Origin of the sequence: Pseudomonas sp. BCRC 81390 (genome assembly GCF_030341915.1) — a bacterium.
Lineage (GTDB): Bacteria > Pseudomonadota > Gammaproteobacteria > Pseudomonadales > Pseudomonadaceae > Aquipseudomonas.
In genome coordinates this window covers 71,248-98,130 of sequence record NZ_JATAAG010000063.1, presented here as the reverse complement: position 1 = coordinate 98,130, position 26,883 = coordinate 71,248, and the positions used below count along the sequence as shown (strand labels likewise).

At 65.2% G+C, this 26,883-nt stretch carries 24 protein-coding genes; 10 read left to right on the top strand and 14 right to left on the bottom strand.

Features of this window, described 5'->3' with window-relative positions:
- Positions 1-62: 62 nt before the first annotated feature.
- The 4 genes from QSV36_RS15160 to QSV36_RS15145 are packed head-to-tail and all read right to left on the bottom strand — an operon-like array spanning position 63 to position 3,823.
- Positions 63-833: an SDR family NAD(P)-dependent oxidoreductase gene (locus QSV36_RS15160; protein ID WP_289132853.1), complete on the bottom strand. Its 771-nt coding sequence runs from the start codon at positions 831-833 to the stop codon at positions 63-65.
- Positions 830-1,792 carry a 5'-nucleotidase gene (locus QSV36_RS15155; protein WP_289132852.1) on the bottom strand — a complete coding sequence of 321 codons (963 nt, stop codon included), beginning with the start codon at positions 1,790-1,792 and terminating at the stop codon, positions 830-832. The genes QSV36_RS15160 and QSV36_RS15155 overlap by 4 nt, the downstream gene beginning before the upstream one ends.
- 52 nt (positions 1,793-1,844) lie before the next feature.
- The gene (locus tag QSV36_RS15150) at positions 1,845-2,822 is read right to left on the bottom strand and encodes a D-2-hydroxyacid dehydrogenase family protein (RefSeq protein ID WP_289132851.1); all 978 of its coding nucleotides are present in this window, start codon (positions 2,820-2,822) and stop codon (positions 1,845-1,847) included.
- 53 nt (positions 2,823-2,875) lie between these two features.
- Positions 2,876-3,823: a LysR family transcriptional regulator gene (locus tag QSV36_RS15145; RefSeq protein WP_289132849.1), complete on the bottom strand. Its 948-nt coding sequence runs from the start codon at positions 3,821-3,823 to the stop codon at positions 2,876-2,878.
- Between the two features lie 94 nt (positions 3,824-3,917).
- Between QSV36_RS15145 and QSV36_RS15140 the strand changes: the two genes are divergently transcribed.
- Positions 3,918-5,093, top strand: coding sequence for an MFS transporter (locus QSV36_RS15140; RefSeq protein ID WP_289132848.1), 1,176 nt, complete (start codon positions 3,918-3,920; stop codon positions 5,091-5,093).
- 48 nt (positions 5,094-5,141) lie between these two features.
- On the opposite strand, the gene QSV36_RS15135 is transcribed toward QSV36_RS15140, so the two are convergent.
- Complete coding sequence (locus tag QSV36_RS15135) at positions 5,142-5,765, bottom strand: glutathione S-transferase family protein (RefSeq protein ID WP_289132846.1); 624 nt, start codon at positions 5,763-5,765, stop codon at positions 5,142-5,144.
- A 158-nt stretch (positions 5,766-5,923) separates the two neighbouring features.
- Between QSV36_RS15135 and QSV36_RS15130 the strand changes: the two genes are divergently transcribed.
- Positions 5,924-6,661, top strand: coding sequence for a hypothetical protein (locus QSV36_RS15130; RefSeq protein ID WP_289132845.1), 738 nt, complete (start codon positions 5,924-5,926; stop codon positions 6,659-6,661).
- Positions 6,662-6,696: 35 nt separating this feature from the next.
- On the opposite strand, the gene QSV36_RS15125 is transcribed toward QSV36_RS15130, so the two are convergent.
- Together QSV36_RS15125 and QSV36_RS15120 are read right to left on the bottom strand one after the other, a co-directional pair.
- Positions 6,697-7,239, bottom strand: coding sequence for a WYL domain-containing protein (locus QSV36_RS15125; RefSeq protein WP_289132844.1), 543 nt, complete (start codon positions 7,237-7,239; stop codon positions 6,697-6,699).
- A 365-nt stretch (positions 7,240-7,604) separates the two neighbouring features.
- The gene (locus QSV36_RS15120; RefSeq protein WP_289132843.1) at positions 7,605-9,029 is read right to left on the bottom strand and encodes an aminotransferase-like domain-containing protein; all 1,425 of its coding nucleotides are present in this window, start codon (positions 9,027-9,029) and stop codon (positions 7,605-7,607) included.
- Positions 9,030-9,356: 327 nt separating this feature from the next.
- Between QSV36_RS15120 and QSV36_RS15115 the strand changes: the two genes are divergently transcribed.
- Positions 9,357-10,766 (top strand): amino acid permease, encoded by a 1,410-nt coding sequence (locus QSV36_RS15115; protein WP_289132840.1) that lies wholly within the window; start codon positions 9,357-9,359, stop codon positions 10,764-10,766.
- Between the two features lie 3 nt (positions 10,767-10,769).
- Here QSV36_RS15115 and QSV36_RS15110 read toward each other — a convergent pair whose 3' ends face one another.
- The gene (locus QSV36_RS15110; protein ID WP_289132838.1) at positions 10,770-10,943 is read right to left on the bottom strand and encodes a hypothetical protein; all 174 of its coding nucleotides are present in this window, start codon (positions 10,941-10,943) and stop codon (positions 10,770-10,772) included.
- A gap of 90 nt (positions 10,944-11,033) precedes the next feature.
- Here QSV36_RS15110 and tam point away from each other — a divergent pair, with 90 nt between their 5' ends.
- Complete coding sequence (gene tam, locus QSV36_RS15105) at positions 11,034-11,810, top strand: trans-aconitate 2-methyltransferase (RefSeq protein ID WP_225778251.1); 777 nt, start codon at positions 11,034-11,036, stop codon at positions 11,808-11,810.
- On the opposite strand, the gene QSV36_RS15100 is transcribed toward tam, so the two are convergent.
- Both QSV36_RS15100 and QSV36_RS15095 read right to left on the bottom strand, forming a co-directional pair.
- Positions 11,800-12,171, bottom strand: a complete 372-nt coding sequence (locus QSV36_RS15100; RefSeq protein ID WP_289132831.1) for a DUF2784 domain-containing protein — start codon at positions 12,169-12,171, stop codon at positions 11,800-11,802. The two genes, tam and QSV36_RS15100, sit on opposite strands and share 11 nt — an antisense overlap.
- Before the next feature lie 54 nt (positions 12,172-12,225).
- On the bottom strand, positions 12,226-13,095 hold the full coding sequence (locus tag QSV36_RS15095) for a LysR substrate-binding domain-containing protein (RefSeq protein ID WP_289132828.1): 870 nt from the start codon (positions 13,093-13,095) through the stop codon (positions 12,226-12,228).
- Positions 13,096-13,338: 243 nt separating this feature from the next.
- On the opposite strand from QSV36_RS15095, the gene QSV36_RS15090 reads away from it, so the two are divergent.
- The 5 genes from QSV36_RS15090 to QSV36_RS15070 all read left to right on the top strand — a co-directional run bounded on the left by QSV36_RS15090 (position 13,339) and on the right by QSV36_RS15070 (position 19,548).
- Positions 13,339-14,655 (top strand): MFS transporter, encoded by a 1,317-nt coding sequence (locus QSV36_RS15090; RefSeq protein WP_289132825.1) that lies wholly within the window; start codon positions 13,339-13,341, stop codon positions 14,653-14,655.
- 15 nt (positions 14,656-14,670) lie between these two features.
- Positions 14,671-16,062 carry an FAD-dependent oxidoreductase gene (locus QSV36_RS15085; protein ID WP_289132822.1) on the top strand — a complete coding sequence of 464 codons (1,392 nt, stop codon included), beginning with the start codon at positions 14,671-14,673 and terminating at the stop codon, positions 16,060-16,062.
- A 97-nt stretch (positions 16,063-16,159) separates the two neighbouring features.
- A complete protein-coding gene (locus QSV36_RS15080) occupies positions 16,160-16,870 on the top strand; it encodes a YebC/PmpR family DNA-binding transcriptional regulator (RefSeq protein WP_170029433.1) in 711 nt (236 codons plus the stop codon).
- A 139-nt stretch (positions 16,871-17,009) separates the two neighbouring features.
- A complete protein-coding gene (locus QSV36_RS15075; RefSeq protein ID WP_289132819.1) occupies positions 17,010-17,954 on the top strand; it encodes a LysR family transcriptional regulator in 945 nt (314 codons plus the stop codon).
- A gap of 181 nt (positions 17,955-18,135) precedes the next feature.
- Positions 18,136-19,548, top strand: a complete 1,413-nt coding sequence (locus QSV36_RS15070; RefSeq protein ID WP_289132817.1) for a DOPA decarboxylase — start codon at positions 18,136-18,138, stop codon at positions 19,546-19,548.
- Between the two features lie 38 nt (positions 19,549-19,586).
- Here the strand turns inward: QSV36_RS15070 and QSV36_RS15065 are convergent, their stop codons facing one another.
- Positions 19,587-20,960, bottom strand: a complete 1,374-nt coding sequence (locus tag QSV36_RS15065) for an MFS transporter (RefSeq protein ID WP_289132815.1) — start codon at positions 20,958-20,960, stop codon at positions 19,587-19,589.
- A 287-nt stretch (positions 20,961-21,247) separates the two neighbouring features.
- On the opposite strand from QSV36_RS15065, the gene quiC reads away from it, so the two are divergent.
- Positions 21,248-23,155, top strand: coding sequence for a 3-dehydroshikimate dehydratase QuiC (quiC, locus tag QSV36_RS15060; RefSeq protein WP_289132813.1), 1,908 nt, complete (start codon positions 21,248-21,250; stop codon positions 23,153-23,155).
- Between the two features lie 108 nt (positions 23,156-23,263).
- On the opposite strand, the gene QSV36_RS15055 is transcribed toward quiC, so the two are convergent.
- The 3 genes from QSV36_RS15055 to QSV36_RS15045 form a co-directional block, all read right to left on the bottom strand.
- On the bottom strand, positions 23,264-24,127 hold the full coding sequence (locus QSV36_RS15055; protein WP_289132811.1) for a sensor domain-containing diguanylate cyclase: 864 nt from the start codon (positions 24,125-24,127) through the stop codon (positions 23,264-23,266).
- Positions 24,128-24,211: 84 nt separating this feature from the next.
- Positions 24,212-25,540, bottom strand: coding sequence for a TolC family outer membrane protein (locus tag QSV36_RS15050; RefSeq protein ID WP_289132809.1), 1,329 nt, complete (start codon positions 25,538-25,540; stop codon positions 24,212-24,214).
- 1 nt (position 25,541) lies between these two features.
- Positions 25,542-26,882 carry an HlyD family type I secretion periplasmic adaptor subunit gene (locus tag QSV36_RS15045; RefSeq protein ID WP_289132807.1) on the bottom strand — a complete coding sequence of 447 codons (1,341 nt, stop codon included), beginning with the start codon at positions 26,880-26,882 and terminating at the stop codon, positions 25,542-25,544.
- Position 26,883 lies beyond the last annotated feature (1 nt).

The following is a 26,883-nucleotide window of genomic DNA, read 5'->3' as shown; positions in this document are numbered from 1 at the left end:
CTGAGCCGCGCTTGCCACAAAGGTTCACTGGCGTTGGCGGTGGCGCCAGCGGCTGCCCTCGCTCACCACGCGATACGCTGGCCATCCCAGCCCCAGAAGCTGCCACTCTCGGCCGGCCCAAGCCGCCCCAGCAGCTCGATCAGGCACTGAGCGGCAAACGCCGGGGCAAACAGTTTGCCCTCCGGCACGTTGCCTTGAAACGGCCGCGACAGCCGCGTATCGGTGGTGCCCGGGTGCAGGGCCAGTACGGTAGCGGCCGGGTTCAGCCGTTTCAGCTCGATGCTGGCCGTGTGCAGCAGCTGGTTCAGTGCCGCCTTGCTGGCACGGTAGCTGTACCAGCCGCCCAGGCGGTTGTCGCTGATCGAGCCGACCCGGGCCGAAAGTGCCGCGAACGTGGCCGGTTGCCGGCGCAGCAGTGGCAGCAGGTGCTTGAGCAACAGCACCGGCGCGAACGCATTGGTGGCGAAGCTGGCCTGCAGGCCGGCCAGGTCCAGTTGCGCCAGCGACTTTTCCGCCTTGCTGCCTTCCTGATGGAGAATGCCCAGCGTACTGACCACCAGGTGCAGGTGCTCGCAGCCGTGGCCCACCTGGCGTGCCAGGGCCGCGAGTGCCTGCTCGTCGCGGGCGTCGCAATCCACCAGCGACAGCCGCCCAGCGTGCTGCCTGGCCAGGCCCAGCAACGCATCGTTGCTGCTGGCCTGGCGCGACACGGCCCAGACCTGGCGCACATCGTCGCGCGCCAGCAAGGCCGCGCACAGCGCCAGGCCTATGCCCTCGCTGGCACCGCAGACCAATGCATTGGCCTGGCCCGGCAGCCCGGGAATGAGGTTCATGCGACACCTTCCAGCGGTGAGACCGGCGTCAGTACCTTGTTCGCCACACCGAACGGCACATGCACCATCGGCAAGTTGCCGGCCGACGAGTGCAGATGGCTACGCTGGTCATCGAAGAACACATGCGGCTTGAGGATCGACAATACCCTGGGTTTTTCCATCCCGCCGAGGAAGAAGCATTCATCCGGCGACACGCCCCAGTTCTTCAGTGTCGTCACTACCCGCTCATGTGCTGGTGCGTTGCGTGCAGTGACGATCGCGATCCGCAGGATCCGTCTGTACGTCGGGTCTTCGACAAGTTTCTGGTCTTCCAGCATGCGGATCAGCGACAGCTTGCGGTACAGGTCTGCCAATGGCCCCGGCGTGTGCGGGGTGGCCATGTGCATGCGCTCATGCTTCTGGAAATCGTCCAGGCTGTTGTCGCGCTTGTACACGCTCTCCGCTTCGTCGTCGGCGATCACGCCGTCGAAGTCGAAAGCCACCCGCAACTCGGTGTCGATCTCGTCATCGTAGATACGCGTCGGCAGCACCCGTCCGGCCGGGTAATTGGCGTCGATGGCCTTCTGCACGTCCTCCTCGTTGGCGCTGAGAAACAGTGAGGCATTGAACGCCGGGATGTACTCGTAAGGCGAGCGACCGGACATGAACGCCGCGCGGGTGATATCCAGCTGGTAATGGTCGATCGAGCGAAACACCCGCAGGCCGGTTTCCGGCGAGTTGCGCGACAGCAACACCACTTCCACCGGCAACTGCTCGGGGAAAGCCTGGTTGATACTCAGGAAGCGCCGGATGAACGGGAATGCCACGCCCTTGGGGAAGGGTTCGTCCAGGTTCTGCTGCTGGTGCTGGCGGTAGGCTTCGACACCTTCGGTCTGGTAGATGGCGTCCGAGACGGTGAGGTCGAACAGCGCACTCGAAGCTACGCCGATGACCAGCTTCTGTTCGATGGGGTAGGGCATGTGGCAACTCCTGGGCCTGTGCTGAAGGCAAGTGTACCCGTGCAGTGCCGAGTCAGCGCCGCTGGCTCAACACCTCCGGGTTGACTACGTGCTTCGGCGTGCCCGCGAAAAACGCCAGGACATTGTCGAAGGCGTCGCCAAAGTACAGTTCATACCCGCTCTTCTCCACATAGCCCAGATGCGGCGTGCACAGCACCCGTGGGTGGCGCAGCAGCGGGTGGGCAGGGTCCAGCACCGGCTCGTGCTCGTACACGTCGATTGCCGCCTGCCCCGGGCGCCCCGCATCCAGTGCCTGCAGCAATGCACCGGGGGCAATCAGCTCGGCGCGGCTGACATTCACCAGCAGCGCGTCAGGCTTCATCAGGGCCAGGTCGTCGAAGGTGACGCGGTGACGCGTCTGTTCAGACAGGCGCAGGTTCAGGCTGAGGATATCCGCCTCGGCAAAAAACGCTTCGCGCGAAGCTGCGGCGCGGTGGCCATCGGCTTGGGCTGCGGCGCGGCTGCTGTCGCTGCCCCACACCACGACGGGCATGTCGAAGGCCTGGGCATACCGCGCCAGGCGCTGGCCGATCTTGCCGTAGCCCCAGATGCCCAGCAGCTGGCCGGCCAGTGCCTGGCCAAGGTTGACCTGCCAGTGGCCCTGGCGAAAGGCATCGATGGCCGGTATCAGCTGCCGGCGGGCATTCAGGATCAGCGCCCAGGCCAGTTCGGCTGGCGCCACCGGCGAGCCGCGCCCCTCGGTCACGGCGATACCGCGCGCGGTGCAGGCGGCCAGGTCGAGGTGGCTGGAAACCTTGCCGGTCTGGCTGATCAGCCTGAGCTGCGGCAGGCGCTCGAGCAAGGCAGCATCGATGCGCGTGCGTTCGCGGGTGAGCACCAGCGCCTCGGCGTTGGCGAGACGGGCCGCGCGTTGCTCCAGTGTGGCCGGTTCGCCTTCATGCAGGATGCGCACATCATGCCCGCTCAGCGTGCTGAAGCAATCGAGCGTGCGAACCACGTCCTGGTAGTCGTCGGGGATGACAATGCGCATGGTGGTCTGGCCCTGGCGGTAGTGTGATCGGCCGAAGATAACCCAACAAACGGCTACCGGGGGCGCGTGATGTGGTTTTCTCCAGCCCGGGTCATGTCGGCAGGCCCAGCCCCCTGGAGCTGCTCGACGAGGAAATCGACGAACACTCGCACCCGCGCCGGCATCGCCGGGCCGCCGACGAACACCGCATGGATCGGCTCGCGATCCCCCGGGTTGTAGGCCTCCAGCAACGGTACCAGGCGCCCGCTGGCGAGGTCATCGGCGACGGTGAAGGTACCGATGCGGGCCACCCCGGCGCCGCGCGTGGCCAGTTGCGCCAGGGCTTCGCCACTGCTGCATTCGATGTTGCCGCTGACTTTCAGCGCAAAGACCTGCCCGTCGCGGTGGAACGGCCAGTCCGGCGCGGCACGGCGGAAGTTGAAGCGCAGGCAGTTGTGCCGGGCCAGGTCCTCCGGCACCAGGGGCGTGCCACAGCGCTGCAGGTAGTCGGGAGCGGCGACGATGACCTGGCCGGTTTCGCCAATGACGCGGGCGCTCAACGAGCTGTCCGGCAGCGGGCCGAAGCGTAGCGCCACATCGGCCTGGCCGCCGGGAATATCGGCTATTTCGTCGCTGAGGGTAAGGTCGACCAGCACCTGTGGGTAGCGCGCGCTGAACGCCGCCAGCAGCGGCACCACGGTCAGCCGACCATGGCCCAGCGCTGCGCTGACCCGCAAACGCCCGCGTGGCACGCCCTGGTCGGTAATGGCTTGTTCCACTTCGTCGAGGTCAGCCAGCACCCGCCGCGCGCCGCGCAGGTACGCCTCGCCTTCAGGGGTAAGGGTGATCGCCCGGGTGGTGCGCAGCAGCAGGCGGGTGCCCAGACGCTGTTCGGTACGGGCCAGGATGCGGCTGACCGCCGAAGGCGTCAGGCCCAGCGCCCGCGCTGCGGCGGACAGGCTGCCCGCTTGCGCCACCTTGGCGAATATTGCCATCTCTCCGGATCGTCCGCTGAAATCCATTTGTGCCTCGTCAGCAAAGGTGGTTCGCAAAAATGCAGTCTAGTGCAGCCTGATGCTGGATCGTAGCATTTGCGGCACAGATAAGGAGTTTGCCATGCGTATCAATCCACCTCTTGTCGCGCTCGCCATCGGTGCCTTCGGCATTGGCGTCACCGAGTTCGCCCCCATGGGCATGTTGCCCAGTATCGCCACCGACCTTGGCGTCTCGATCCCGGCGGCGGGGTTGCTGGTCAGTGCCTATGCCATCGGGGTGCTGATCGGCGCACCGCTGATGACCCTGGCAACGGTAAAAGTCCCGCGGCGTTACCTGCTGATCGGGCTGATGGCGATCTTCACCCTCGGCAACCTGCTGTCAGCCCTGGCCGATGACTACGCCAGCCTGCTGGTCGCGCGCGTGGTTACCTCGCTCAACCACGGTGCCTTCTTCGGCATCGGCTCGATCGTCGCAGCCAGCGTGGTGCCGCCCGACAAGCGCGCCGGGGCGGTGGCGGCGATGTTCATGGGCCTGACCCTGGCCACCATCGGTGGCGTGCCGCTGGCGACCTGGTTCGGTGAACTGCTCGGTTGGCGTACGGCATTCTGGGGCATCGCCGGGCTCGGCCTGGTTGCCATGAGCAGCCTCTGGTACGCGCTGCCCAACGTGCCGTCGCCCAAGGGTGACGGGGCCATGGCCGAGCTTCGCGTACTCGGGCGCGGGCCGGTGCTGGCGGCGTTGCTGCTGACCGTGGTGGGTTCCAGTGCGATGTTCACGGTGTTCACCTACATCGCGCCGATCCTGCAGCGTGAGGCGGCCGCATCCACCACGTTCGTGACAGCCATGCTGGTGCTGTTCGGCGTCGGCCTGACCTTGGGCAACGTGTGGGGCGGCAAGGCGGCGGACCGGTCGGTCGACCGTACCTTGATCGTGTCACTGGCCACCCTGATCGCCGTACTGCTGGTGTTTCCGCTGGTGCTGGGCTGGTCGCTGCCGACGGCATTGGCGATCCTGGTGTGGGGCGCTGCCAGCTTCGCCCTGGTGCCACCGCTGCAGATGCGCGTGATGGAAGCGGCCAAGGATGCGCCCAACCTGGCCTCGGCGGTGAATATTGGGGCGTTCAACCTGGGCAATGCGATCGGCGCGGCGCTGGGCGGGGCAGTCATCAATGCCGGGCTGGGTTATCCGGCGATTGCCCTGGCGGGGGCCGCGACGGCAGTGCTCGGGTTGTTGATGGTGCTGATGTTTGCGTGGCGTGGGCGGGTGCAGGCGCTGGCGGGGCGGGCAACTGCGTGAGGCGTCGGGGCCGCTTTGCGGCCCTTCGCGGGTATCAATTGGTGTTTGTCACGGCGTACCGTTGCGGCCATGCAGGTGATAGGCCGGGCGTTCGCTCAGGCGCTCGTAGTAATCGCGCACGGCCGGCAGGTGCGGGTGCTCCAGTGGCGTTTCGAACCAGCGGTTCACCGACAGGCCGATGGGGATGTCGGCCAGGGTGAACTGGCTGCCGGCCACATAGGCACCGGTGCTGGCCAGCTGGCCCTCGAGGATGCGCATGTAGCGCGCCCAGTCCGCGCAACCGGCAGCGAGGGCCTGCGGGTCCTGGTGGGCCGGCGAGTGCCTGACCAGCGACATGAACGCGTAGCTCCAGGATCGGTTGAGGTCCGAGGCCTGCCAGTCGATCCACTGGTCGATCCTGGCTCGGGCCTGCGCCTCGCTGGGGTAGAACGCAGTGGCACCGTAACGTGTGGCCAGGTAGCGGATGATGCTGTTGGATTCCCATAGGGTGAAGTCGCCATCCTGGATCACCGGGACCATGGCGTTGGGGTTCAGCGCGAGGAATTCGGCGCTGTCCGTGGGCTGGAAGCCGGCGCCCCAGTCTTCGCGCTCGTACGCGACCTCGAACTCGGCGCAAGCCCACAGCACTTTTCGTACATTGATCGAAGAGGCTCTGCCCAGTATCCGCAACATGCTGTTCGTCCTTGTGTGGGGGGAGGTTGATGGTCCGCCACTGCCGTGGCCTGGTCAAGCGGCAGGCGCAAGCGACCGGCTCAGGCTTGCCTGGGGGGCGCGAACTTGGCACCCTTGGTCGGTTTGCAGCGTCGCTATCACACAGAAGGAAGTACGCATTGAGCTGGGACAAGGTGGGGAAACTCCTCGTAGCCGTGCTGGTCGGCCTGATGGTCCTGTTGGCCGCTTATGGGTTGCTCAGAGGCAGCCCGCGCCTGGAGGCGGCGCTGACCTACGCCTACCTCACCTATCCCAGCCAGTTCAGCGAGCGTATCAGCAAGGCCAGCGAGCAGCTCAAGTACGAGCAGTTGCAGGGGCGTATCAACACCATCAGCCAAGGCGCGCTGAGCCACGACCAGGTCGAGCGGTTGGTCGAAATGGCCCAGGCACCCTATACCCAGCTGTTCGCCAAACCATTCGAGGCCGGGTTGGTCGACCACCGTACCGGCTTGCTCATCGAACTGCGCAATCGTGGTGACGCGCCGGTGCGCCAGGTGAAAATCCGCCTGCCGGCGAAGGGCCTGGTGCAGGTACGCGACGCAGCTGGCAACGACACCATCGTCGAGGCCGTTACTGCCCAGGTGGACATCCCGGGCATAGAGCCCGGTGGCGCGTGCAAGGTATGGGTGTATTTCGATGCGGACTACACGCAGATCCGCCAGGGCGGGATCAGCATCAGCCACGCCGACGGCGAGGCTGACGTGCAGGTCTACCGCGAAGTCATCGGCTTCCCGGCCTGGGTGGCGCGTTACAGCCGCGAGCTGATGGTGCTGCTGGGCGTCCTGGCCTTCAGTGTGCTGGGCTTGGCGTATGCCTGCCTGGCGCGTCGAAACCTGCGCCAGGCGCAGCCTCTCTAGACGCTGACGGCGGGCTGATGGCGGTTGCGTGCCGCTCAATCACCGCCATCGTGCAGCGCCAGGCTTTGCCGCAACTGCTCGAGCAGGGCCAGGCGCAGGGGCTGCGGTGCCTGGACGCGGATCGAGCCTGCCTGGGACAACAGCCAGCCCATCAGCGCACGGTTGTCGTCGACCGTGGCCACCAGCGTCGCGCCGCCGTCCGCGTGCGCGGTCAGTTGCATGTCTGGGGCCAGTGGCTGCGTTTGCAGGCGCCGGGCCAGCCCGTCGTCGACCCAGGCATGCAGTTGGATCGGTGCCGGCGGTGCCAGCACGTCAGGTTGCAGTTGCTGTGCTTCGCCCAGGCTCAGGCCGGGTTGCCAGTACCAGCCGTACGGCATGCCTTTGCTGTTGCAGCGCAGCGGGAACAGCGCCGCGAGCTCGACCAGGTCGCGCTCGACGGTGCGTTTGCTGGTGCTATAGCCCACGGTTTTCAAGGCGGCCTGCAGCTGGGTGGAACTCATCCCTGGGTGACGGCCGGGTAGCAGCTTGAGCAGTTGCCACTGGCGGGCGATGGTGTGGCGGGTAGGGTGGCTGGGCAAGAGGTTCATCCTTGAAAGCAGGCTTGCAACATGGCCTGAATAGTGGCTTTTGGCTATTGCCAGCATACCTTTTCACAGGATGGGATCCAAGTTTTCGCGCGCCTTGCACCGTTCGGTCAACGCTACTTCATCTCTCGCCTTGCTCAACGGCAACCTGTTTACGGGGCAGAGCCATCACCCAAACGCGGCACGCTGCGGGTGCGCTTCGCCTATGATTCATTGGTGCTTGCCGGAGCACTGTAACGCCGTAGTTGCCAGCCCTGGCGCAGGGATGGAGCGGATTTATCCGCGATGCGCCGCGCGGGCGGCGCTCGATCTCACAGGCGCCAAAAATGCCAAGGCGAACCCCGGCCGCACCACAATCCCTAAATCCCACCCCGGCGCACATGCTTCACCAACACCTGCTCCAGCAACTCCCACATCGCCGGCTCCGTACTGAACGCCACGTTGAAGCGCATCCACCCGGTCGCCTTGGCATCCACCATGAACAGCTGCCCAGGGCCGAGCATGATGCCTTTCTCCAGCGCGTCATCCAGCAACGCCGCACTGTCCGGAATCGCCGGGTGACGGGTCCAGATGTACATGCCCTCGTCCGACTCGATGAACAACTCGAAGCCCAGCCGGTGCAGGTGCCGGCCGACTTCCTGGTGCGCCTCGGCCAGGCGCTGGCGCAGGCGCTTGAGGTGCTTGCGCCAGCGCCCGTCGATGATCGCGGCATACACCACGCGCTCCATCACCTGCGAGGTGGTCAGGCCCGAGCGCATCTTCAGGTGCAGCAGTTTCTGCATCAGTTCGGGGTTGGCCAGCAGGTAGCCGACCCGCACATTCGGCGAAATGCTCTTCGAGTAGCTGCCCACGTACACCACCTGCTGCAGGTGATCGAGGCTGGCCAGGCACGGCTGCGGTTCGGCGATCATGTCAGCGTACAGGTTGTTTTCCACCAGGCGGAAGCCATGCTGGCTGGCCAGTTGCAGCAGGCGGTGCAGTTGCGGCAGCGGGGTGCGCGAGCAGGTCGGGCTGTGCAGGTGCGGCTGGGTGAAGAAGGCGGTCGGGCGATGGTGGGTGAGCAGCAGCTCCAGCTGGTTCAGGTCGTAGCCGGCCGGGGTGCGTGGCACGCCGACCAGGGTCGCGCCCTGGGTGCGCAGGATGCTCATCAGGTTGGGGTAGCCTGGGTCGTCCACCAGCACCACATCGCCCGGGCGCACCAGCGTGCGCGCTGCCAGGTCCAGGGCCTGGCTGGCGCCGTGGGTGAGCATCAGCTGCGCCGGGTTGGCGACAATCGACAGTTCCTGCTGCAGGTTCTGCGCCGTCAGCGCACGCAGTTCCGGCAGGCCCATGGGGTCGCCATAGCCCGACAGCTCCAGCGGGCTGCCGGCCACCTGGCGCAGGCCGCGGCGCAGGCCGTCTTCGTACATCCAGTCGTTGGGCAGCCAGCCGCACCCCGGCTTGAATGGCAACTGGCGGATTTCGAAGATCTGCTGCAGGTACCACTCGGAGTTGAACGTTGGTCGACTGGTGTCGGCTTCGGCATTGTGCGGGTCCAGCAGCTCACCCGCCGCGCGGTTGACGAAGAACCCTGCATTGCCCCGGCTCACCAGCAGGCCCTGGGCGACCAGGCGGTCGTAGGCCTCGACCACGGTGAAGGTACTGACCGAGTAGGTCGCGGCAAAGGCGCGAATGGACGGGACCTTGGCGCCTGGCTTGAGGGTCTGGTTGTCGATCAACTCGCGCAGCCCGTCGATGATCTGGTTGACCAGCGGCGTCGAGGAGTCTGGATGTAATTGCAGCATTCGGGGCCTTCAGGGGTGTGTAACGCCAGGCGCTTAAGCGGTGTATTGCATCAGCGACCTATACAGTGCAGTGCGAGTTTCATGCCACTGTGCATGGTTCTCTGCGTCGGACATTTTTACATTAGGTGTCAGATATCGCCACATAAAGCATGTTCAGTTCGCCCCAGGCGTCAGCCCTGGGGCGCGTCAGCAGGCCGCCATGGAAGGCCTGCGTGTGTTCGTTACACACCATCCTGCCCGCATTAGCACTGATGTACAGGTGAGACCGCCAGCCATCGGGGTTTCACAGTTTTCCTTGGATAAAAAGAAGCACGGGGTACACAACTGATGGACGCAACATCTACAACCACCACCGCGAAAAGCGGGCACGAGAGCAAACTCAGTGCCTCGCTCAAGTCGCGCCACCTGACGATGATGTCGATCGCCGGGGTTATCGGCGGCGCCTTGTTCGTCGGCTCCGGCAGCGTGATCCACAGCGCCGGCCCAGCCGCTGTCCTGGCCTACCTGGCAGGTGGCATCCTGGTGGTACTGATCATGCGCATGCTGGGTGAAATGGCGACGTCCTCGCCGGACACCGGTTCGTTTTCCACCTACGCCGACCGCGCCATCGGCCGTTGGGCCGGTTTCACCATCGGCTGGCTGTACTGGTGGTACTGGGTCATCCTCATGGCCTGGGAAGCCTATGTGGCGGGCAAGATCCTGCATGGTTTCTTCCCCGATGTCAGCGTCAACGTGTTCGTGCTGGCCACGACCCTGTTGCTGATCACCGTCAACTTCTTCAACGTCAAGCACTACGGTGAGTTCGAGTTCTGGTTCGCCCTGATCAAGGTGATCGCGATCGTCTGCTTCCTGATCGTGTGTACCGCGGCAGTGCTGAACATCTGGCAGTTCGGTGAAGTACGCGGCATCAGCCACCTCACTGCCGAAGGCTTCATGCCCAATGGCATCACCACCGTGATCGGTGCCTTGCTCGGGGTGATGTTCGCCTTCCTCGGCGCGGAAATTGTCACCATCGCCGCAGCCGAAGCCAAGGACCCGGCCACGCAGATCGTCAAGGCGACCAACTCGGTGGTCTGGCGTGTGTGCCTGTTCTATGTCGGCTCGATCTTCCTGATCGTCTGCCTGGTACCGTGGAACGACCCGCAGCTGGGTGTTTCCGGTTATGGCGCCTATCGTCGTACCCTGGAACTGCTGGGCGTGCCGTATGCCGAGCTGCTGATGAACTTCGTCGTGCTGACCTCGGTGAGCAGCTGTCTGATCTCGGGCCACTACACCGCTTCGCGCATGCTGTTCTCGCTGGCCCAGCGTGGCGACGCACCCTCGTTCTTCAAGATCACCCGCGCCGGTACCGGTGTACCGGTGTACGCGATCATGGGTTCGTGCGCGGTGGCCATCGTCTGCGCGCTGATCAACTTCAGCGAGACCCTGCGCCCGAAGGATGTACTGGAAACCCTGATGAACACCACCGGCATGATCGCCCTGCTGGTGTACCTGGTGATCGCCTTCTCGCAGCTGCGCATGCGCCGCAAGCTGATCGCCGAAGGCAAGGAAGTACGCCTGAAGATGTGGCTGTTCCCGTGGCTGACCTACCTGGTGATCGCCTTCATCGTCGCCGCCCTGGTGACCATGGCCTTCATGCCTGACTACCAGATCCTGGTCATTTCCACCGGCATCGCTGCGGCGATCGTGGTGGTGATGGGCGTGGTGCATCAGATCCGTTCTGGCAAGCAGCACTAAGCGTCATTCGCTTCGCGAAACGGCCGGCTCCCTTGGGGACCCGGCCGTTTCGCGTTGTTGGGCAGGGTGTTTTTCCGCTGGCATGTGAAAGCGCTGGTTCATCCAGGGCAAGCCGAGCAGGGCGGCGGTGGCAATCAGGGCCAGGATGGCAAGGGCCAGATAAGTCTTCATGCGCATGCAAGGAATGACCTGGAAGCGGGCCAGCCAGTTCCGCTCGCCCGCAGATCGCAATATGCTGCCCCCATCACTCGCCAGAAGGAGTTGCCCATGGCCTGGTCTGCCAACCAGTATTCCCTGTTCGAAGACGAGCGCACCCGCGCCGTGCGCGACCTGCTCGGCGCCGTGCCGCCACGCCCGGTACGCCACGCCACCGACCTGGGGTGCGGCCCTGGCAACTCCACCGAGGTGCTGCTGCAACGTTACCCGGACGCCCAGGTGACCGCGCTGGACAGCGACCCGGACATGATCGACAAGGCCCGGGAGCGCAAGCGGCTGTGCATCCCCCGGGTGCGCACGCTGGTTGCCGACATCGCCGGCTGGTCCGCCGCCGAGCCGCAGGACCTGATCCTGGCCAATGCTTCGCTGCAATGGCTCCCAGACCATGCCTCACTGTACCCGCACCTGGTGCGGCAGCTGAGCGAAGGCGCCAGCCTGGCGGTGCAGACCCCCGACAACCTTGACGAGCCGGCCCACCGGCAATTGCGCGAGATCGCCAGCCAAGGCCCGTGGGCAGCCAAATTCGCCGATTTCCAGCTGCCGCCGCGACACAACGCGGCGTTCTACTATGACCTGCTCAGCCCGTTGTGCGCGCGCGTGGATGTGTGGCGCACCACCTACCACCACCCGCTGATGGGCGGCGCCGAAGCGGTAGTGGAGTGGTTCAAGGGTTCGGCGCTGCGGCCGTATCTGGCCAGGCTCGACGCGCAGGAGCAGGCTGACTTCCTGCAGATGTACCTGCAGGCCATGCAGCGCGACTACCCGCCCGCCACCGATGGCAAGGTGCTGCTGCCGTTCCCGCGCTTGTTCGTGGTTGCTACCCGCTAGGGCGGCGCCAGCGCCAGGCCACGTAGCCGTAGATGGCGAGGTTGAGCAGCAGCACGACACTGCCCAGCACCAGCTGCACAGAGGGGGTCAGCCCGGCGGGGTAGATCAGCGGCCAGAGGTAGTGGTCGATGAAGCCGCCCTGGTAGCCCGCCTCACCGGCCGCGTTGCGCATGTGGTTTTCCCAGGCAGTCAGCGGGCAACCCAGGTGCAGGTATTCCACCGCCAGGCCCCAGCCCAGGGCTGGCAAATGCAGCAGCAGGGCAGCTCGCCAGCGCAGCACCAGCAGGCCGCCGAACAGCACCAGCAGGATGAAGGCCAGGTGCAGCAGCACCAAGGTGTCGGCGGCGAGACGGAAGAGCATGGGCTGAGTGCCGGAGACGGGGTTATCCCAGCATAGTCATTGCCTGTGCTGGCCTCACAGCGCTTCCTCGACCATTTGCAGGAAGGTCGCCACCACCCGCCGCGTGCGCTGTTCACGCAGGCACACCAAGGTCTCGGTCAGGTACCGCTGGCAATCGACAATCGGCAACGCACACACGCGGGCATCCGCACCAAACTCGGCCGCCGACACCACCCCCACACCAATCCCCACCACCACGGCTTCACGTGCAGCTTCCCGGCCTTCAACCTGGATCGCCGGGCGAATCCGCAACCCGGCCCGTTGCATTTCCTGTTCCAGCGTCTGCCGCGTCACCGAGCCGGGTTCGCGCAGTACCAGCGGCATGTCGTCCAGGTCTGCCAGGCTGATTGAGCCACGGCTGGCCCACGGGTGGTTGTGCGAGACGAACGCCACCATCGGGTCGCGGCGCAGCGGCAGGCAATGCAGGCGCTCGTCGTCAACATCCCGGCCCAGCAGGGCCAGGTCGGCCTGGTAACTGAACAGCCGGGCCAGCGATTCATCGGTGTTGCCGGTTTCGACCTTCACCTGGATGCCTGGGTAGCGCTGGCAGAAGCGGGCGATCTGCGGCAGCACATGCACCGGCGCATCCACCGCCAGCACCAGGCTGCCGGTGTGCAAGGCGCGCGAGTCCTGCAGCAGCTCATGAGCCTCGGCCTCGCAGGCGAACAGGCGCTGGCTGATGCCCAGCAGGCGCTCACCCAGGTCGGTGAGCTGCACCGAGCGCTTGTTGCGGTGAAACAGCAGCACGCCAAAGCGTTCCTCCAGCTTGCGCACCTGGTCGGATACTGCCGGCTGGGTGAGAAACAGCTTTTCTGCCGCACGGGTAAAGCTGCCGTGCACGGCTACGGCGTGGAAGGCCTTGAGTTGTGCGTGGGAAACCGACATGGCCACCTCAGTAAAAAGCCAGGCTTATGTGTGTAATACGATAAATCGATTTTATTTATCAGTCAGCAGCTGTTTCCATACCTTTCAGCCCGACGCAGGCACCACAAGTGCCGCCAGGGCCATGGCTCCCACACGGCGCCATCTGACCCGATGACAGCCTCGTCATCGCTGTGCGTAACACAACAACAAGACAGGCGTTTCTTCACATTCTGCCGGCACACTTGAGCAAGAGGTCAGACTTAAATGAACCAGTCACTAGCCACGTTGAAACGCTGGCGCATCCAGATCTTCACCATCACCTGGCTGGCCTACGCCGCCTTCTACTTCACCCGCAAGGCCTTCTCGGTGGCCAAGCTGGGCATCGCCGAAGACCCGGGTTTCCTGCTCGACAAGGCCGCCATGGCCAACCTTGACGCGATCTACCTGGCGGCCTATGCCGTGGGCCAGTTCACTTGGGGCATGCTTGCCGACCGCTTCGGCCCGCGCGTGGTGGTGCTCGGTGGCCTGCTGATTTCCGCCGGCGCCGCCGTGGTGATGGGCAGCTACGCCACCTTCCCGATCTTCGCCACCTGCATGCTGGTGCAGGGCCTTGCGCAATCCACCGGGTGGGCGGGGTTGTGCAAGAACATCGGCAGTTTCTTCCCCGCCGTGCAGCGCGGGCGGGTGTTGGGCTTGTGGAGTTCCTGCTATGCCTTCGGCGGCCTGGTGGCCTCACCGTTTGCCGGTTGGTGGGCCTACACCCTGGTCGGCAGCTGGCACGCGGCGTTTTTCTCCAGCGCCGCAGTGGTAGCGCTGGTGGCCGTGCTGTTCTTCTTCCTGCAGCGCAACAAGCCTGAAGACGTCGGCCTGCCGGCGGTCGAACCCGAACCGCAGAGCATGGCCCCGGGCGGCAACCTGTGCAGCCTGTGGGCGCCATTGAAGGAAATCTTGCGCAACCGCACGGTGCTGACCTTGGGGCTTGCCTACTTCCTGCTGAAACCGGCGCGCTACGCCATCCTGTTGTGGGGGCCGGTGATCGTCTTCGAGCAGATGCCCTCGGTGGGCAAGGTGGGCGCAGCGATCATCCCCACGGCGTTCGAACTGGCCGGGCTGCTCGGGCCGATCCTGATCGGCCTGGCATCGGACAAACTGTTCAGTGCCCGGCGCATGCCGGCCTGCGTGATCAGCCTGGTCCTGCTGACCGCGACCCTGGCGGCGTTCATGGCGGCCATGCACACCGGCAGCGTGGTGCTGGTGGTGGCCCTGCTGTTCGTCATGGGCCTGACCCTGTACGGGCCGGACTCGATGATCAGTGGCGCTGCGGCCATCGACTTCGGCACCGCCAAGGCCGGCGCCACCGCGGCAGGCTTCGTCAACGGTTGTGGTTCGGTGGGGGCGGTGCTGGGCGGGCTGCTACCGGGTTACTTCGACGGCGTCACGGTGTTCATCGTGTTCGCCGGCTGTGCACTGCTCTCGGCGCTGGTACTGCTGCCGCACTGGAACAGCCGCCCAGCCAGCGCCGCACAGAGCGCCGACCTGGCACCGAACACCAGCATGGCAATCAAGCCATTGCGTACCTGAAAGGAAAGCGAGCGAATGAGACCCTTCTGGCTGCAACAGGCCCTGGATTCGGCACAAGAGGCGGTGTGCCCGCCATTGCCTGGCGATGCCCGTTGCGATGTGTGCATCGTCGGTGGCGGCTACACCGGCCTTTGGACTGCGCTGATGCTCAAGGAGGCGCAGCCGGCCCTGGACATCGTGCTGATCGAGGCCGATATCTGCGGTGCCGGTGCCAGCGGGCGCAACGGTGGCTGCGCGTTGTCCTGGTCGGCCAAGTACTTCACTCTGGAGCGCCTGTTCGGCGTGGCCGAGGCAGTGCGCCTGGTGCGTGAGTCGGAGCGCAGCATCGGTGAAATCGGTGCGTTCTGTGCAGCCAATGGCATCGACTGCGACTACCGCCTGGACGGCACGCTGTACACCGCCACCAACGCGGCCCAGGTCGGTGCTACCGATGCGGTGGTGGCCGCGCTGGAGCGCAAGGGGATCAATTCGTTCAGCCGCCTGCCGCTGGACCAGGTGCAGCGCCTGGCCGGTTCGGCGCGGCACCTGGAGGGCTGGTTCTCGCCGGCCGCGGCCACCGTGCAGCCGGGCAAGCTGGTACGTGGCCTGCGCCGGGTGGCCTTGCAGCGCGGGGTACGAATTTTCGAAGGCACCGCCATGACCGGCCTGGAGCATGGCGCCCCGGTGCAGGTGCGCACCGCCTGCGGTACCGTGCGCGCCGACCGCGTGGTGCTGGGCCTTAACGCCTGGATGGCGCGCGCCTTTGCGCAGTTCGAGCGCAGCGTGGCGATTGTGTCCAGCGACATGGTGATCACCGAGCCTTGCCCCGACCTGCTGCGCCAGATCGGCCTGGACAGCGGCATCAGCGTGCTCGACTCGCGCATCTTCGTGCATTACTACCACAACACCTCCGATGGCCGGTTGATGCTCGGCAAGGGCGGCAATACCTTTGCCTACGGCGGGCGCATGTTGCCGGTATTCGACCAGCCGTCGCCATACCGGGCACTGCTGCGCGAAAGCCTGGGCGGTTTTTTCCCGGCGCTGGCCGAGGTTCCGCTTGCGGCCAGCTGGAACGGGCCGTCGGACCGCTCGGTAACCGGCCTGCCGTTTTTCGGCAAGCTGGACGGGCAGGGCAATGTGTTCTACGGCTTTGGCTATTCCGGCAGCGGCGTGGGGCCGTGCCACATGGGCGGGCAGATCCTGTCGTCGCTGGCACTTGGGCTGGACAACCCGTGGACCCGTTCGCCGCTGGTCAAGGGGCCGTTGGGGCTGTTCCCACCCGAGCCGATCCGCTACCTGGGCTCGCTGATGGTGCGCAATGCCATCCGCCGCAAGGAGCGGGCCGAGGACCACGGTTTGCGTCCGCGCCGGCTGGATGTGCGCTTGGCGCGGTTTGCGGCGGCGGCAGGCAAGGCGGATAAAGGCTGATGAGATTTCTTGTCGAACAGCGGCCTGAGGGCGTATAAACTGCACCCACTTTTGGCCGGTCGCTTCCTGAACCGGCCGCTGAAACAAGAGAGTCGACATGGGCGCACAGTGGAAAGCCAAACATAAAGAAGCCGCGGCCAACGCCAAAGGCAAGATCATGGGCAAGCTGTCCAAAGAGATCCAGATCGCCGCCAAGTCCGGCGCCGACCCTGACATGAACCCGCGCCTGCGCCTGGCCATCGAGCAGGCCAAGAAGGCCTCGATGACCCGCGAAACCCTGGAACGCGCCATCCGCAAGGGCGCGGGCCTGGACGGTGATGCCGTGCAGTACTCGGCGGTCAGCTACGAAGGCTTCGCCCCGCACCAGGTGCCGCTGATCGTCGAGTGCCTGACCGACAACGTCAACCGCACCGTCGCACAGATCCGCGTGCTGTTCCGCAAGGGCCAGCTGGGTGCCAGCGGCTCGGTGGCCTGGGACTTCAACCACGTCGGCCTGATCGAAGCCACCGCCAACGGCGACGCCGACCCGGAAATGGCAGCCATCGAGGCCGGTGCCCAGGACTTCGAGGAAGGCGACGAAGAAGGTTCGACCCTGTTCATCACCGACACCACCGACCTGGATGCCGTGCAAAAGGCCCTGCCGGAACATGGCTTCACCGTGACCTCGGCGAAGATCGGCTACACCCCGAAGAACCCGGTGAGTGCCGCCAGCCTGAGTGCCGAGGCACTGGCCGAGGTGGAAGCGTTCCTCGAGGCGATCGACGAGAACGACGATGTGCAGAACGTGTACGTCGGCCTGACTGACTGATCTGTGTATTGGGGCCGCTTTGCGGCCCAATCGCCGGCAAGCCAGCTGCACAGGTACTGCCAGCCTTGAGGCCCAAGGCAACCCTGTGAGAGCTGGCTTGCCGGCGACTGACCAGTTGCATCAACCCAGGGGAGCCTGCATGAACCCCACCTTCGCTTCCCTCAGCCTCGCCCACCTGCGTACCCTCGACCACCTGCTGCAACTGAAGAACCTCAGCCACGCCGCCGAGCGCCTGGGTGTCAGCCAGTCTGCCCTGAGCCGCCAGCTGGCCCACCTGCGCGAAGCCTTCGACGACCCGCTGCTGGTGCGCCAGGGCCGTGGTTATGTGCTCAGCCAGCACGCCGAAGCGCTGGTCGAACCGCTGCGTCAGGTCCTCGAAGAACTGCACGCCCTGCGCCAACCTGCAGTGTTCGACCCGGCACGTTGCGAGCGGCGCTTCTGCCTGGCCGCTTCGGACTACGTGGCCGAGCACATGCTGCCGCTGCTGGTGGCGGCGCTGGAGCGCGAAGCACCGGGCGTATCGCTGGAATACCGCACCTGGCAGGCCGGCCAGTACGCCTTGCTGGCCAGTGGCGAGATCGACCTGGCCACTACCTTGTTCGACGAGTCGCCGCCCAACCTGCACGGCCGCCTGCTGGGCGAGGACCGCGCGGTGTGCCTGATGCGCCACGACCACCCGCTGGCCGCCCACGGCGCGCTCAGCCAGGCCGACTACCTGGCGCACAAGCATGTGCGCATTTCCGGCGGCGGCGACAAGGACAGCTTCATCGACCGCCACCTGCGCGCCCAGGGGCTGCAGCGGCGGGTCAGCCTGGAAGTGCCGTTCTTCTCCGCCACCGTGCAGGTGATCGCCAACAGCCAGGCACTGGCCACCGTGCCCGAGCACATCGCCCGGCAGCTGTGCCGCCTGCATCCGCTGGCCTGGCGGCCGCTGGGCTTCATCGACCACAGCCAGCGCTACTGGGTGGTATGGCACCAGCGCCTGCAAGCTTCGGCCGAGCATCGCTGGTTACGCAACCGGGTGTTCGAGTTGTGGCGCCAGTCGCAGTTCGGTGTGCAGGGCGGGCATGCGGGTTTGCCATAGCAGGTATGCGCAAGGCGGGGTTATTCACTTCGGGACAGGTGCCTAGACTAGGGGCATTGTGCTGCCTGTAGCGGCCTCTTCGCGGGTAAACCCGCTCCTACAAACGATGCAGTACCTGTGGGAGCGGGTTTACCCGCGGACAGGCCAGTACAGGCAGCGAACCGCTCACAGGAGACCCCACGTGACCCCCGAACAATTCCGCCAGTACGGCCACCAACTGATCGACCTCATTGCCGACTACCGCCAGAGCGTCGGCGACCGCCCGGTCATGGCCCAGGTCGAGCCCGGCTACCTCAAGGCCGCCTTGCCCACACAGGCCCCCCAGCAAGGCGAACCTTTCGCAGCGATCATCGACGATGTCAACCAACTGGTCATGCCCGGCCTGTCTCACTGGCAACACCCGGATTTCTACGGCTATTTCCCCTCCAACGGTACCCTGTCATCGGTGCTCGGCGACTTTCTCAGCACCGGCCTGGGCGTTCTCGGCCTGTCCTGGCAATCCAGCCCGGCCCTGAGCGAGCTGGAGGAAACCACCCTCGATTGGCTGCGCCAGCTGCTCGGCCTGTCCGACCAGTGGAGCGGAGTCATCCAGGACACCGCGTCGACCAGCACCCTGGTGGCGCTGATCTGTGCCCGCGAACGCGCCAGCGACTACGCCCTGGTGCGCGGCGGCTTACAAGCCCAGGCCAAGCCGCTGATCGTTTATGTCAGCGCCCATGCCCACAGCTCGGTGGACAAGGCGGCGCTGCTGGCCGGCTTTGGCCGCGACAACATCCGCCTGATTCCTACCGACGAACACTACGCCCTGCGCCCGCAGGCGCTGCGGGAGGCCATCGAACAGGACCTGGCTGCTGGCAACCAGCCCTGCGCCGTGGTCGCCACCACCGGTACCACCGCCACCACGGCCCTCGACCCGCTGCGCCCGATCGGCGAAATCGCCCAGGCCCATGGCCTGTGGCTGCATGTGGATTCGGCCATGGCCGGCTCGGCGATGATCCTGCCGGAATGCCGCTGGATGTGGGACGGCATCGAGCTGGCTGATTCAGTCGTGGTCAATGCGCACAAGTGGCTGGGCGTGGCCTTCGATTGTTCGATCTATTACGTGCGCGACCCGCAGCACCTGATCCGGGTGATGAGCACCAACCCCAGCTACCTGCAATCGGCGGTGGATGGTGAGGTGAAGAACTTGCGTGACTGGGGCATCCCGCTGGGGCGGCGCTTCCGCGCGCTGAAGCTGTGGTTCATGTTGCGTAGCGAGGGCGTTGAAGCGCTGCAGGCGCGCTTGCGCCGTGACCTGGACAACGCCAAGTGGCTGGCCGCGCAGGTTGATGCGAGCGCAGAGTGGCACGTGCTGGCACCGGTAGCGTTGCAGACCTTGTGCATCCGCCATCAGCCGGCGGGGCTGGAAGGGGAGGCACTGGATGCGCATACCAAGGATTGGGCGCAGCGGCTGAATGCGTCCGGGGATGCCTATGTGACGCCGGCGACGCTGGACGGACGGTGGATGGTGCGGGTGTCGATCGGGGCGCTGCCGACCGAGCGGGAGAATGTCGAGCGGTTGTGGCAGCGGTTGCAGGAGGTGGTCAAGGGTTGAAATCGTCGGGGGGGCGCGCAAAGCCCCCCGACAAGCCATCAGTGGCTCACTGTCTGCAAGCTGCCTTTGCGGCTGGCTTCATACGCTGCTTTTTCCATCGGCTTGGCCTGCGGGTTACCCAGGTCTTCCATCGACAGACGATGGGTTTCCGGGGCGATGTAGGCCGCCAGGGCGCACACGCAGGTAATGAAGAACGCCAGGCCACCGATCACCAGCGGGATGTTGTCCGAGCCGGGCGGGGCGACCAGGGCGAACAGCGCCGGCAGCATGGCGGTCAGCATGGTGCCGATGTTCTGGGCGATGGCCATGGCCGACACGCGGTAGCGGGTCTGGAACAGCTCCGGGTAGAAGCTGGGGAACACTGCGTTGTAACCCTGGTAGACCATGCCCCACATGACGATCGAGGTGGCGAACGCCAGCGGTACGTTGTGGATGCTGATCGCGTACAGGTAGACGAAGGCCAGCAGGCCCGAACCCAGGCAGCCCGCGATCATGGTCGGGCGGCGGCCGATCTTGTCGGAGAGGTTGCCAACGAATGGGATCACCAGCACCGCGACGATGTTGCCGACCACCGGGATCCACAGGTACACGCTCTTGTCGAAGCCGATGCCATAGGCGGGCTGCACAGCGTAGGCGGCACCGAAGATGGTGGCTACCACCGGGATCACGTTCATCAGGGCCATGGACATCACCAGCACCATGTGCTTCCAGCTGTGGCGGAAGGCCTCGCGGATCGGCGATTTGGCGACTTTATCCTGCTTCTCTTCCTTCACGAACGCCGGGGTTTCATGCACCTCCTTGCGGATGATGTAGCCAGCGACCAGGACGAAGGCGCTCATCAGGAAGGGAATGCGCCAGCCCCACTCGTTGAAGGCGTCACTGGGCATGAAGTAGGCCAGGGGCAGAAACACCGCCGCGGCCAGCACCTGGCCGGCCTGCACGCCTTGCAGGGTGAAGCTGGCGAAGTAACCTCTGCGACCGAACGGCGCATGCTCCATGATCATCGAACTGGCACCGGAAATTTCCCCGGCCACGGCAAAGCCCTGGACCAGGCGCAGCACTACCAGCAGCGCCGGGGCGAGCAGGCCTATGTCGTGGTAGGTAGGCAGCAGGCCCACGGCCATAGTCGACAGGCCCATCAGGAACATGCACAGCAGCAGGACGTTCTTGCGCCCGCGGGTATCACCCCAGTGGCCCAGCACGAAGGCGCCGACCGGGCGCGCCAGGTAGCCCACGCCGTAGGTGGCCAGCGACGCGATGATGGCCATCTTCGGGTCGGTGTTGGGGAAGAATATCTGCGGGAAAATCAGCGCGGCGGCCTGGGCGTAGATGAAGAAGTCGTAGTACTCGAGTGCCGAGCCTATCCATCCACTGGCGGTCGCTTTTTTCGCTTGCGAGCTGGAGTGAGCCATCGTTGTCTCCGTTGTTATTGTTGTTTGCGCAGGATCGGCCATCGCTTTCGCAAGGGCAGGGGGCAGCGGTCGGTGGGCCTGCGTTGTGGTTCATGTTGACCACGGGCCAGCGGTGTAGCAATTCGTCAAAACGGGTTTTGTGCGGTAATCGAACGCAAAACTAACCATTCCGTACAAAGAGATTGAAGCGTCGACTTTACCTGCGAATAATCGATCGTGCCAGAAACGGTGACCGGTGTTTTCCTGCGCCTGGCACCGTCAGCCTCTAACAACAAGGAACTCCCGCCATGCAGCGTTCGATTGCCACTGTGTCCTTGAGCGGCACCCTGCCGGAAAAGCTCGAAGCCATCGCCGCCGCCGGGTTTGACGGCGTCGAAATCTTCGAGAACGACCTGCTCTATTACGCCGGCAGCCCGCGTCAGGTGCGGCAGATGTGCGCCGATGCAGGTCTTGCCATCACCTTGTTCCAGCCTTTCCGCGACTTTGAAGGCTGCCGCCGCGATCGCCTGCAGAAGAACCTCGACCGTGCCGAGCGCAAGTTCGACCTGATGCAGGAGTTGGGCACCGACCTGGTGCTGGTGTGCAGCAACGTCCAGGCCGATGCCCTGGGTGAAGAACAAGTGCTGGTCGACGACCTGCGCCTGCTGGCCGAGCACGCTGGCAAACGCGGCCTGCGCATCGGCTATGAAGCCCTGGCCTGGGGCCGCCACGTCAATACCTACCAGCAAGTCTGGAACCTGGTGCGCCAGGCCGACCACCCGTCGCTCGGGGTGATCCTCGACAGCTTCCACACGCTGTCACTGAAAGGCGACCCGCAGGCGATCCGCGACATTCCGGGCGACAATATTTTCTTCGTGCAGATGGCCGACGCGCCGATCCTGGCCATGGACGTGCTGGAGTGGAGCCGCCATTTCCGCTGTTTCCCGGGGCAGGGCGAGATGGACATGGCCGGGTTCCTGGCACCGATCCTTGCCACCGGCTACCGCGGCCCGCTGTCGCTGGAAATATTCAATGACGGTTTCCGCGCCGCACCGCCGCGGCAGAATGCCGCCGACGGCCTGCGCTCGCTGCTGTACCTCGAAGAACAGACCCGCCTGCGCCTGGAGCAGGAGGGCACGCCGATCGAACCCGGTGTGCTGTTCACGCCACCGGCGGCCAGCAGCTATGACGGTGTCGAGTTCCTCGAATTCGCGGTAGACGAAGCGGTTGGCGCGCGCCTGGGCAGCTGGCTGAAGCGCCTGGGCTTTGCCGAAGCCGGCAAGCACCGCAGCAAAGAAGTGCAACTGCTGCGCCAGGGCGATATCAATATCGTCCTGAATGCCGAACCCTATTCCTTCGGCCACAACTTCTTCGAGGCCCACGGCCCTTCGCTGTGCGCCACTGCGCTGCGGGTCAAGGACCAGCACGCGGCGCTGAAGCGTGCCACCGCCTTCCGTGGCCAGCCGTTCCGTGGCCTGGTCGGCCCCAACGAATGCGAAGTCCCGGCGGTGCGTGCGCCGGATGGCAGCCTGCTGTACCTGGTGGAGCAGGGTACGGGCGGGCCGACCCTGTACGACACCGACTTCAGCTTGGACAAGAATGCCACCGCCAGCGGTGGCCTGCGCCGCATCGACCACATGGCGCTGGCCCTGCCGGCTGAATCGCTGGACAGCTGGGTGCTGTTCTACAAGACCCTGTTCGACTTCGCCGCCGACGATGAAGTGGTGCTGCCCGACCCCTACGGCCTGGTCAAGAGCCGCGCCCTGCGCAGCCAGTGCGGCACCTTGCGCCTGCCGCTGAACATTTCGGAAAACCGCAACACCGCCATCGCCCATGCGCTGTCCAGCTACCGTGGTTCGGGTGTGCACCACATCGCATTCGATTGCGAGGACATTTTCCGTGAAGTGGCGCGTGCCAAGCTGGCCGGGGTGCCACTGCTGGAAATACCGCTGAACTACTACGACGACCTGGCCGCCCGCTTCGATTTCGACGACGAGTTCCTCAGCGAACTGGCGTACTACAACGTGCTGTACGACCGTGATGCGCAGGGTGGCGAGCTGTTCCACGTGTACACCGAACCGTTCGAGGAGCGTTTTTTCTTCGAAATCATCCAGCGCAAGGGCGGCTATGCCGGTTACGGTGCAGCCAATGTCGCGGTGCGCCTGGCGGCCATGGCCAAGGCACGCAGTGGCGCAGCGCGCAAGCCGGTGCTCTGAACGCTGTCCGGGCAGGAGCGGCACAAGGTCGCTCCTGCACGGTCGATGTTTGGCTCAGGGGCGTTCAGCTACCATCAACGGCGACTGCGGGGTAGGCCTCCTTGCCGCTCAACCGGCCGCTGCGCGCTGGCGTTTGACCCGATACATGTGCCCGTCGGCGTGGCGCAGGAGCACGTCGGCTTCGCTGCCATGCTCCGGGAAGCAGGCCACGCCAATGCTGCAGCTGGGGGTGTCGATGCCGGCGAAGCCGTCGCCCAGCGGCTCGGCCATGGTCGCCAGGATCTGTGCCACACGCTCGGCGATGACCTCCGGCGCTGCGCAATCGGGCAGCAGCACGGTGAACTCGTCACCGCCCATCCGCGCCACCGTGTCGGCAACGCCCACGCAGCTTTCCAGGCGCCGGGCCAGGGCGCACAGCACCCGGTCGCCCATGGCGTGGCCGTGGTTGTCGTTGATCTGCTTGAAATCGTTGATGTCGAGGAACAGCAGGGCCAGCGGCCGGCCATGGCGGCGAGCGGCTGCCAGGGCAGCGTCCAGCCGTTCCTTGAACCTGGCGCGGTTGGCCAGCCGGGTCAGCGGGTCGTGGTGGGCCAGGAAGCGCAACTCTGCTTCGGCCTGGTGCTGGGCGGTCACATCCCGCGCCACACCGATGCGCGCATTGGCTTCATCGGACCAGCAGGCCGCCCACAGGATGTGCACCACACCGCCATCCTTGCGGATATAGCGGTTGCGGAAGTCGTAGTGGGGTTGGCCGCTCATCACCCGCACGATCGAGGCGCGGGTCATCGCCAGGTCGTCGGGGTGCATGTAGTCGGTGATAGACGTGCCGACCAGTTCGCAGGCCCGGTAACCCAGCAACGTCTCGCAGGCATCGCTGACGAACACGATCTGGTTGTCCCGGTCGACCACGAATACCGTGTCCAGCATCAGATGGATGAGCCTGGGGTACAGCGTGTGCAGGTCTACGGGCATGGGTCGGGCGTCCGCGGCAAGGTGACCGATCATAGCCTGAAATCCAGCAGATTGCGGCAGGCGCCGAGCGATACCTGGGGGGACTCAGTTGCTCACCACCAGTTCCGGCCCGAGGTAGTCGTTGATCTGCTGGATGTCGTCATCACCCAGGCTACCCACCGACGACGCCAGGCGCAGCCGTGACATCAGGTAGTTCAGCTTTGCCTCGAACAGGTCGTGGCGGGCGTCATACAGCAACTCCTCGGCGTTGAGTACATCCGAGTTGGTGCTGGTGCCACCTTCCTTGAAGCCCTTCCGGGCCGAGGTCAGCGAGCGTTCGTTGGAGGCTACGGCCTTTTCCAGTGCCTGGATACGCAAGGCACCACTCTGCACGCCGCGGAACTCACGGGTGGTGCCGGAAATCACCTCCTGGCGGGTGGCGTCCAGCTCATCCAGGGCCTTGGCGCTGTTGGCGCTGGCCTGGCGGGTCAGGGCGCTGGTACTGCCGCCGCTGTACAGCGGGATGTTCAGCTCCAGCCCGACCGAGCTGTAATGGTTGCGCTGGTTGAGCTCGGAAATCGACTGGCTGCTGCCGGCGGTATAGCCCGCGACGAAATCCAAGGTTGGCCAGTGCCCGGCGCGGGCGCGCTTCACTTCTTCCTCGGCCAGCTCATAGCTGTGCCGGCGGGCATGAATCAGCGGGCTGTCGGCCTGGGCCTTGACCAGCCAGTCCTGCAGGTTGCCCGGCATCAGCGGCGGGGTGCTGAAGCCTGGCTGCAAGGTGGTCAGCGACTGCGGCGTTTCACCGATGTACTCCTCCAGCTTGCGGCGGGCATTGACCAGGTTGTCCTGGGCTTCGATCAGGTCGGCTTCGGCCAGGTCGCGACGTGCAACCGACTCGTCGATGTCGGTGATGGTGCCGGCGCCCAGCTCCATGCGCCGCTTCGCCGACGCCAGCTGCTCCTCGAAGGCGTTCAGCTTGGCCTTGGCCAAGGTGATGGTTTCGCTGGCCAGCAGCACATCGAAGTAGGCATCGGCCAGGCGCACCGCGGCATCCTGGGTCTTGGCATCGAACACAGCCACGCTGTACTCGGCACGCTGCTGGCCCTGGTGGTACTCGGCCATCTTCTGCTTGTTGAACAGCGGTTGGCGCAGACGTACGTTGGCACCCTTGGAGTCGTAGTCCAGGTCGCTGTCCCGGCCGCTCTGCCGCTGGCTGCCATTGACCTTGTTGAAGTAACCCGTAGCGTTGATCTGCGGCAGCAGGCCGGCCTGGCCGATGGCGCGGTTCTCGCTGCCGGCTTCTTTCTCGTGCACTGCGGCACGGTAGATCGGGCCCTGGTACTGCAGCAGCTCCCAGGCTTGCCTGAGGTCCATGGCACTGGCCTGCACCGACACTCCCAACAGGCACAACATCAGGCACGGGCGTTTCATGTCATTGCTCCTTGAACGAGGCGTCCACGCGTTCGAGCATCGGCTTGAGCAAATAGCTGAGCAGGTTGCGCTCGCCGGTCTTGATGGTGACGGTGGCCGGCATGCCGGGGCGAATGTGGTTGCTGCCCAGCAGGCCCATGCCGGCCTGCGTCACTTCCACCTGGGCCAGGTAGTAAGGCTGCTTGCTTTCTTCGTCCATCAGGCGGTCGGCGGAAATGGTCTTGACCCGCCCCGGGATGTTTGGCGTCTTCGCATGGTTGAAGGCGGGGAAGGCCAGGTCCACGTCCAGGCCCGGGACCATCTTGTCGATGGCCTGCACCGGGATCATTGCGTCGACCTGCAGCGGCTGGTCGAGTGGCACGACTTCCATGATCTTGGCCCCAGGCTGGATGATGCCGCCAACCGTGGCGATGCTCAGGGCCTGGACCATGCCGTCGATCGGCGAGCGGATCACCGTGTGGGTCACTTCATAGTCCAGCGCACGCAAGCGGTCGGCCAGGGTGGTGTTCTCCTTGGCGGTGTCGGTCAGTTGCGACTCCACTTCCTTCAGGTAGTCGTGCTGGCGCTGCAGGATGCGCAGCTTGATCTCGGTGGCCTGGCTGCGTGCCCGGGCAATATTGTTGAGGTTCTCGGCCTGGCCGGCGGACAGGTCGGCATTGTTGCGTTCCAGCTCCAGCAGGCGGTTGCGCGGCACATAACCTTCGGCGGCCAGTACCCGCGTGCCTTGGAGTTCCTGGTTGAGGAAACCGATCTGCGAGGCGCGCGCCCCGTACACCTGCTGCAGGCCCTTGAGCTGCACCGCCGTGGCGGCCAGGTTTTCCTCGAGGATGCTCAGTTCACCGGCCAGCCCGGCGCGGCGGGTGTCCAGCAGCCGTTGCTGCAGGTCCATGGCCGCCAGCAGGCGCGGGTCGTCGTGGTAATGCTTGAGCAGGGCGGGGTCGAAGGTGATCGTGTCGCGGCCGTCGCGCTCGGCTTCCAGGCGGTTTTCCACGGTTTTGCTGACGATGTACTGGGCACTGACCGCACCCTGTTCGGCCACTGCGCGCAGCGCATCGAGGCGAACCACCTCCTGGCCTTTCTTCACCACATCGCCCTCGCGTACCAGGATCGCCTCGACCGTGCCGCCGGTCAGGTGCTGGACCGCCTTGCGATTGCTGGTGACCTTGACCGTGCCCGTGGCCACCACCCCGGCATCCAGAGGCGCCAGGCACGACCACAGCAGGAAACCGCCAAAGCCGGCGATGACCAGCCATATGCCCCAGCGTGCCGGCCGGCTGGCATCCAGGTCGATCAGGTTGCGGGCTTCTGCCGGAATCAACTCGGTGTGATGGGTCATCTGCATG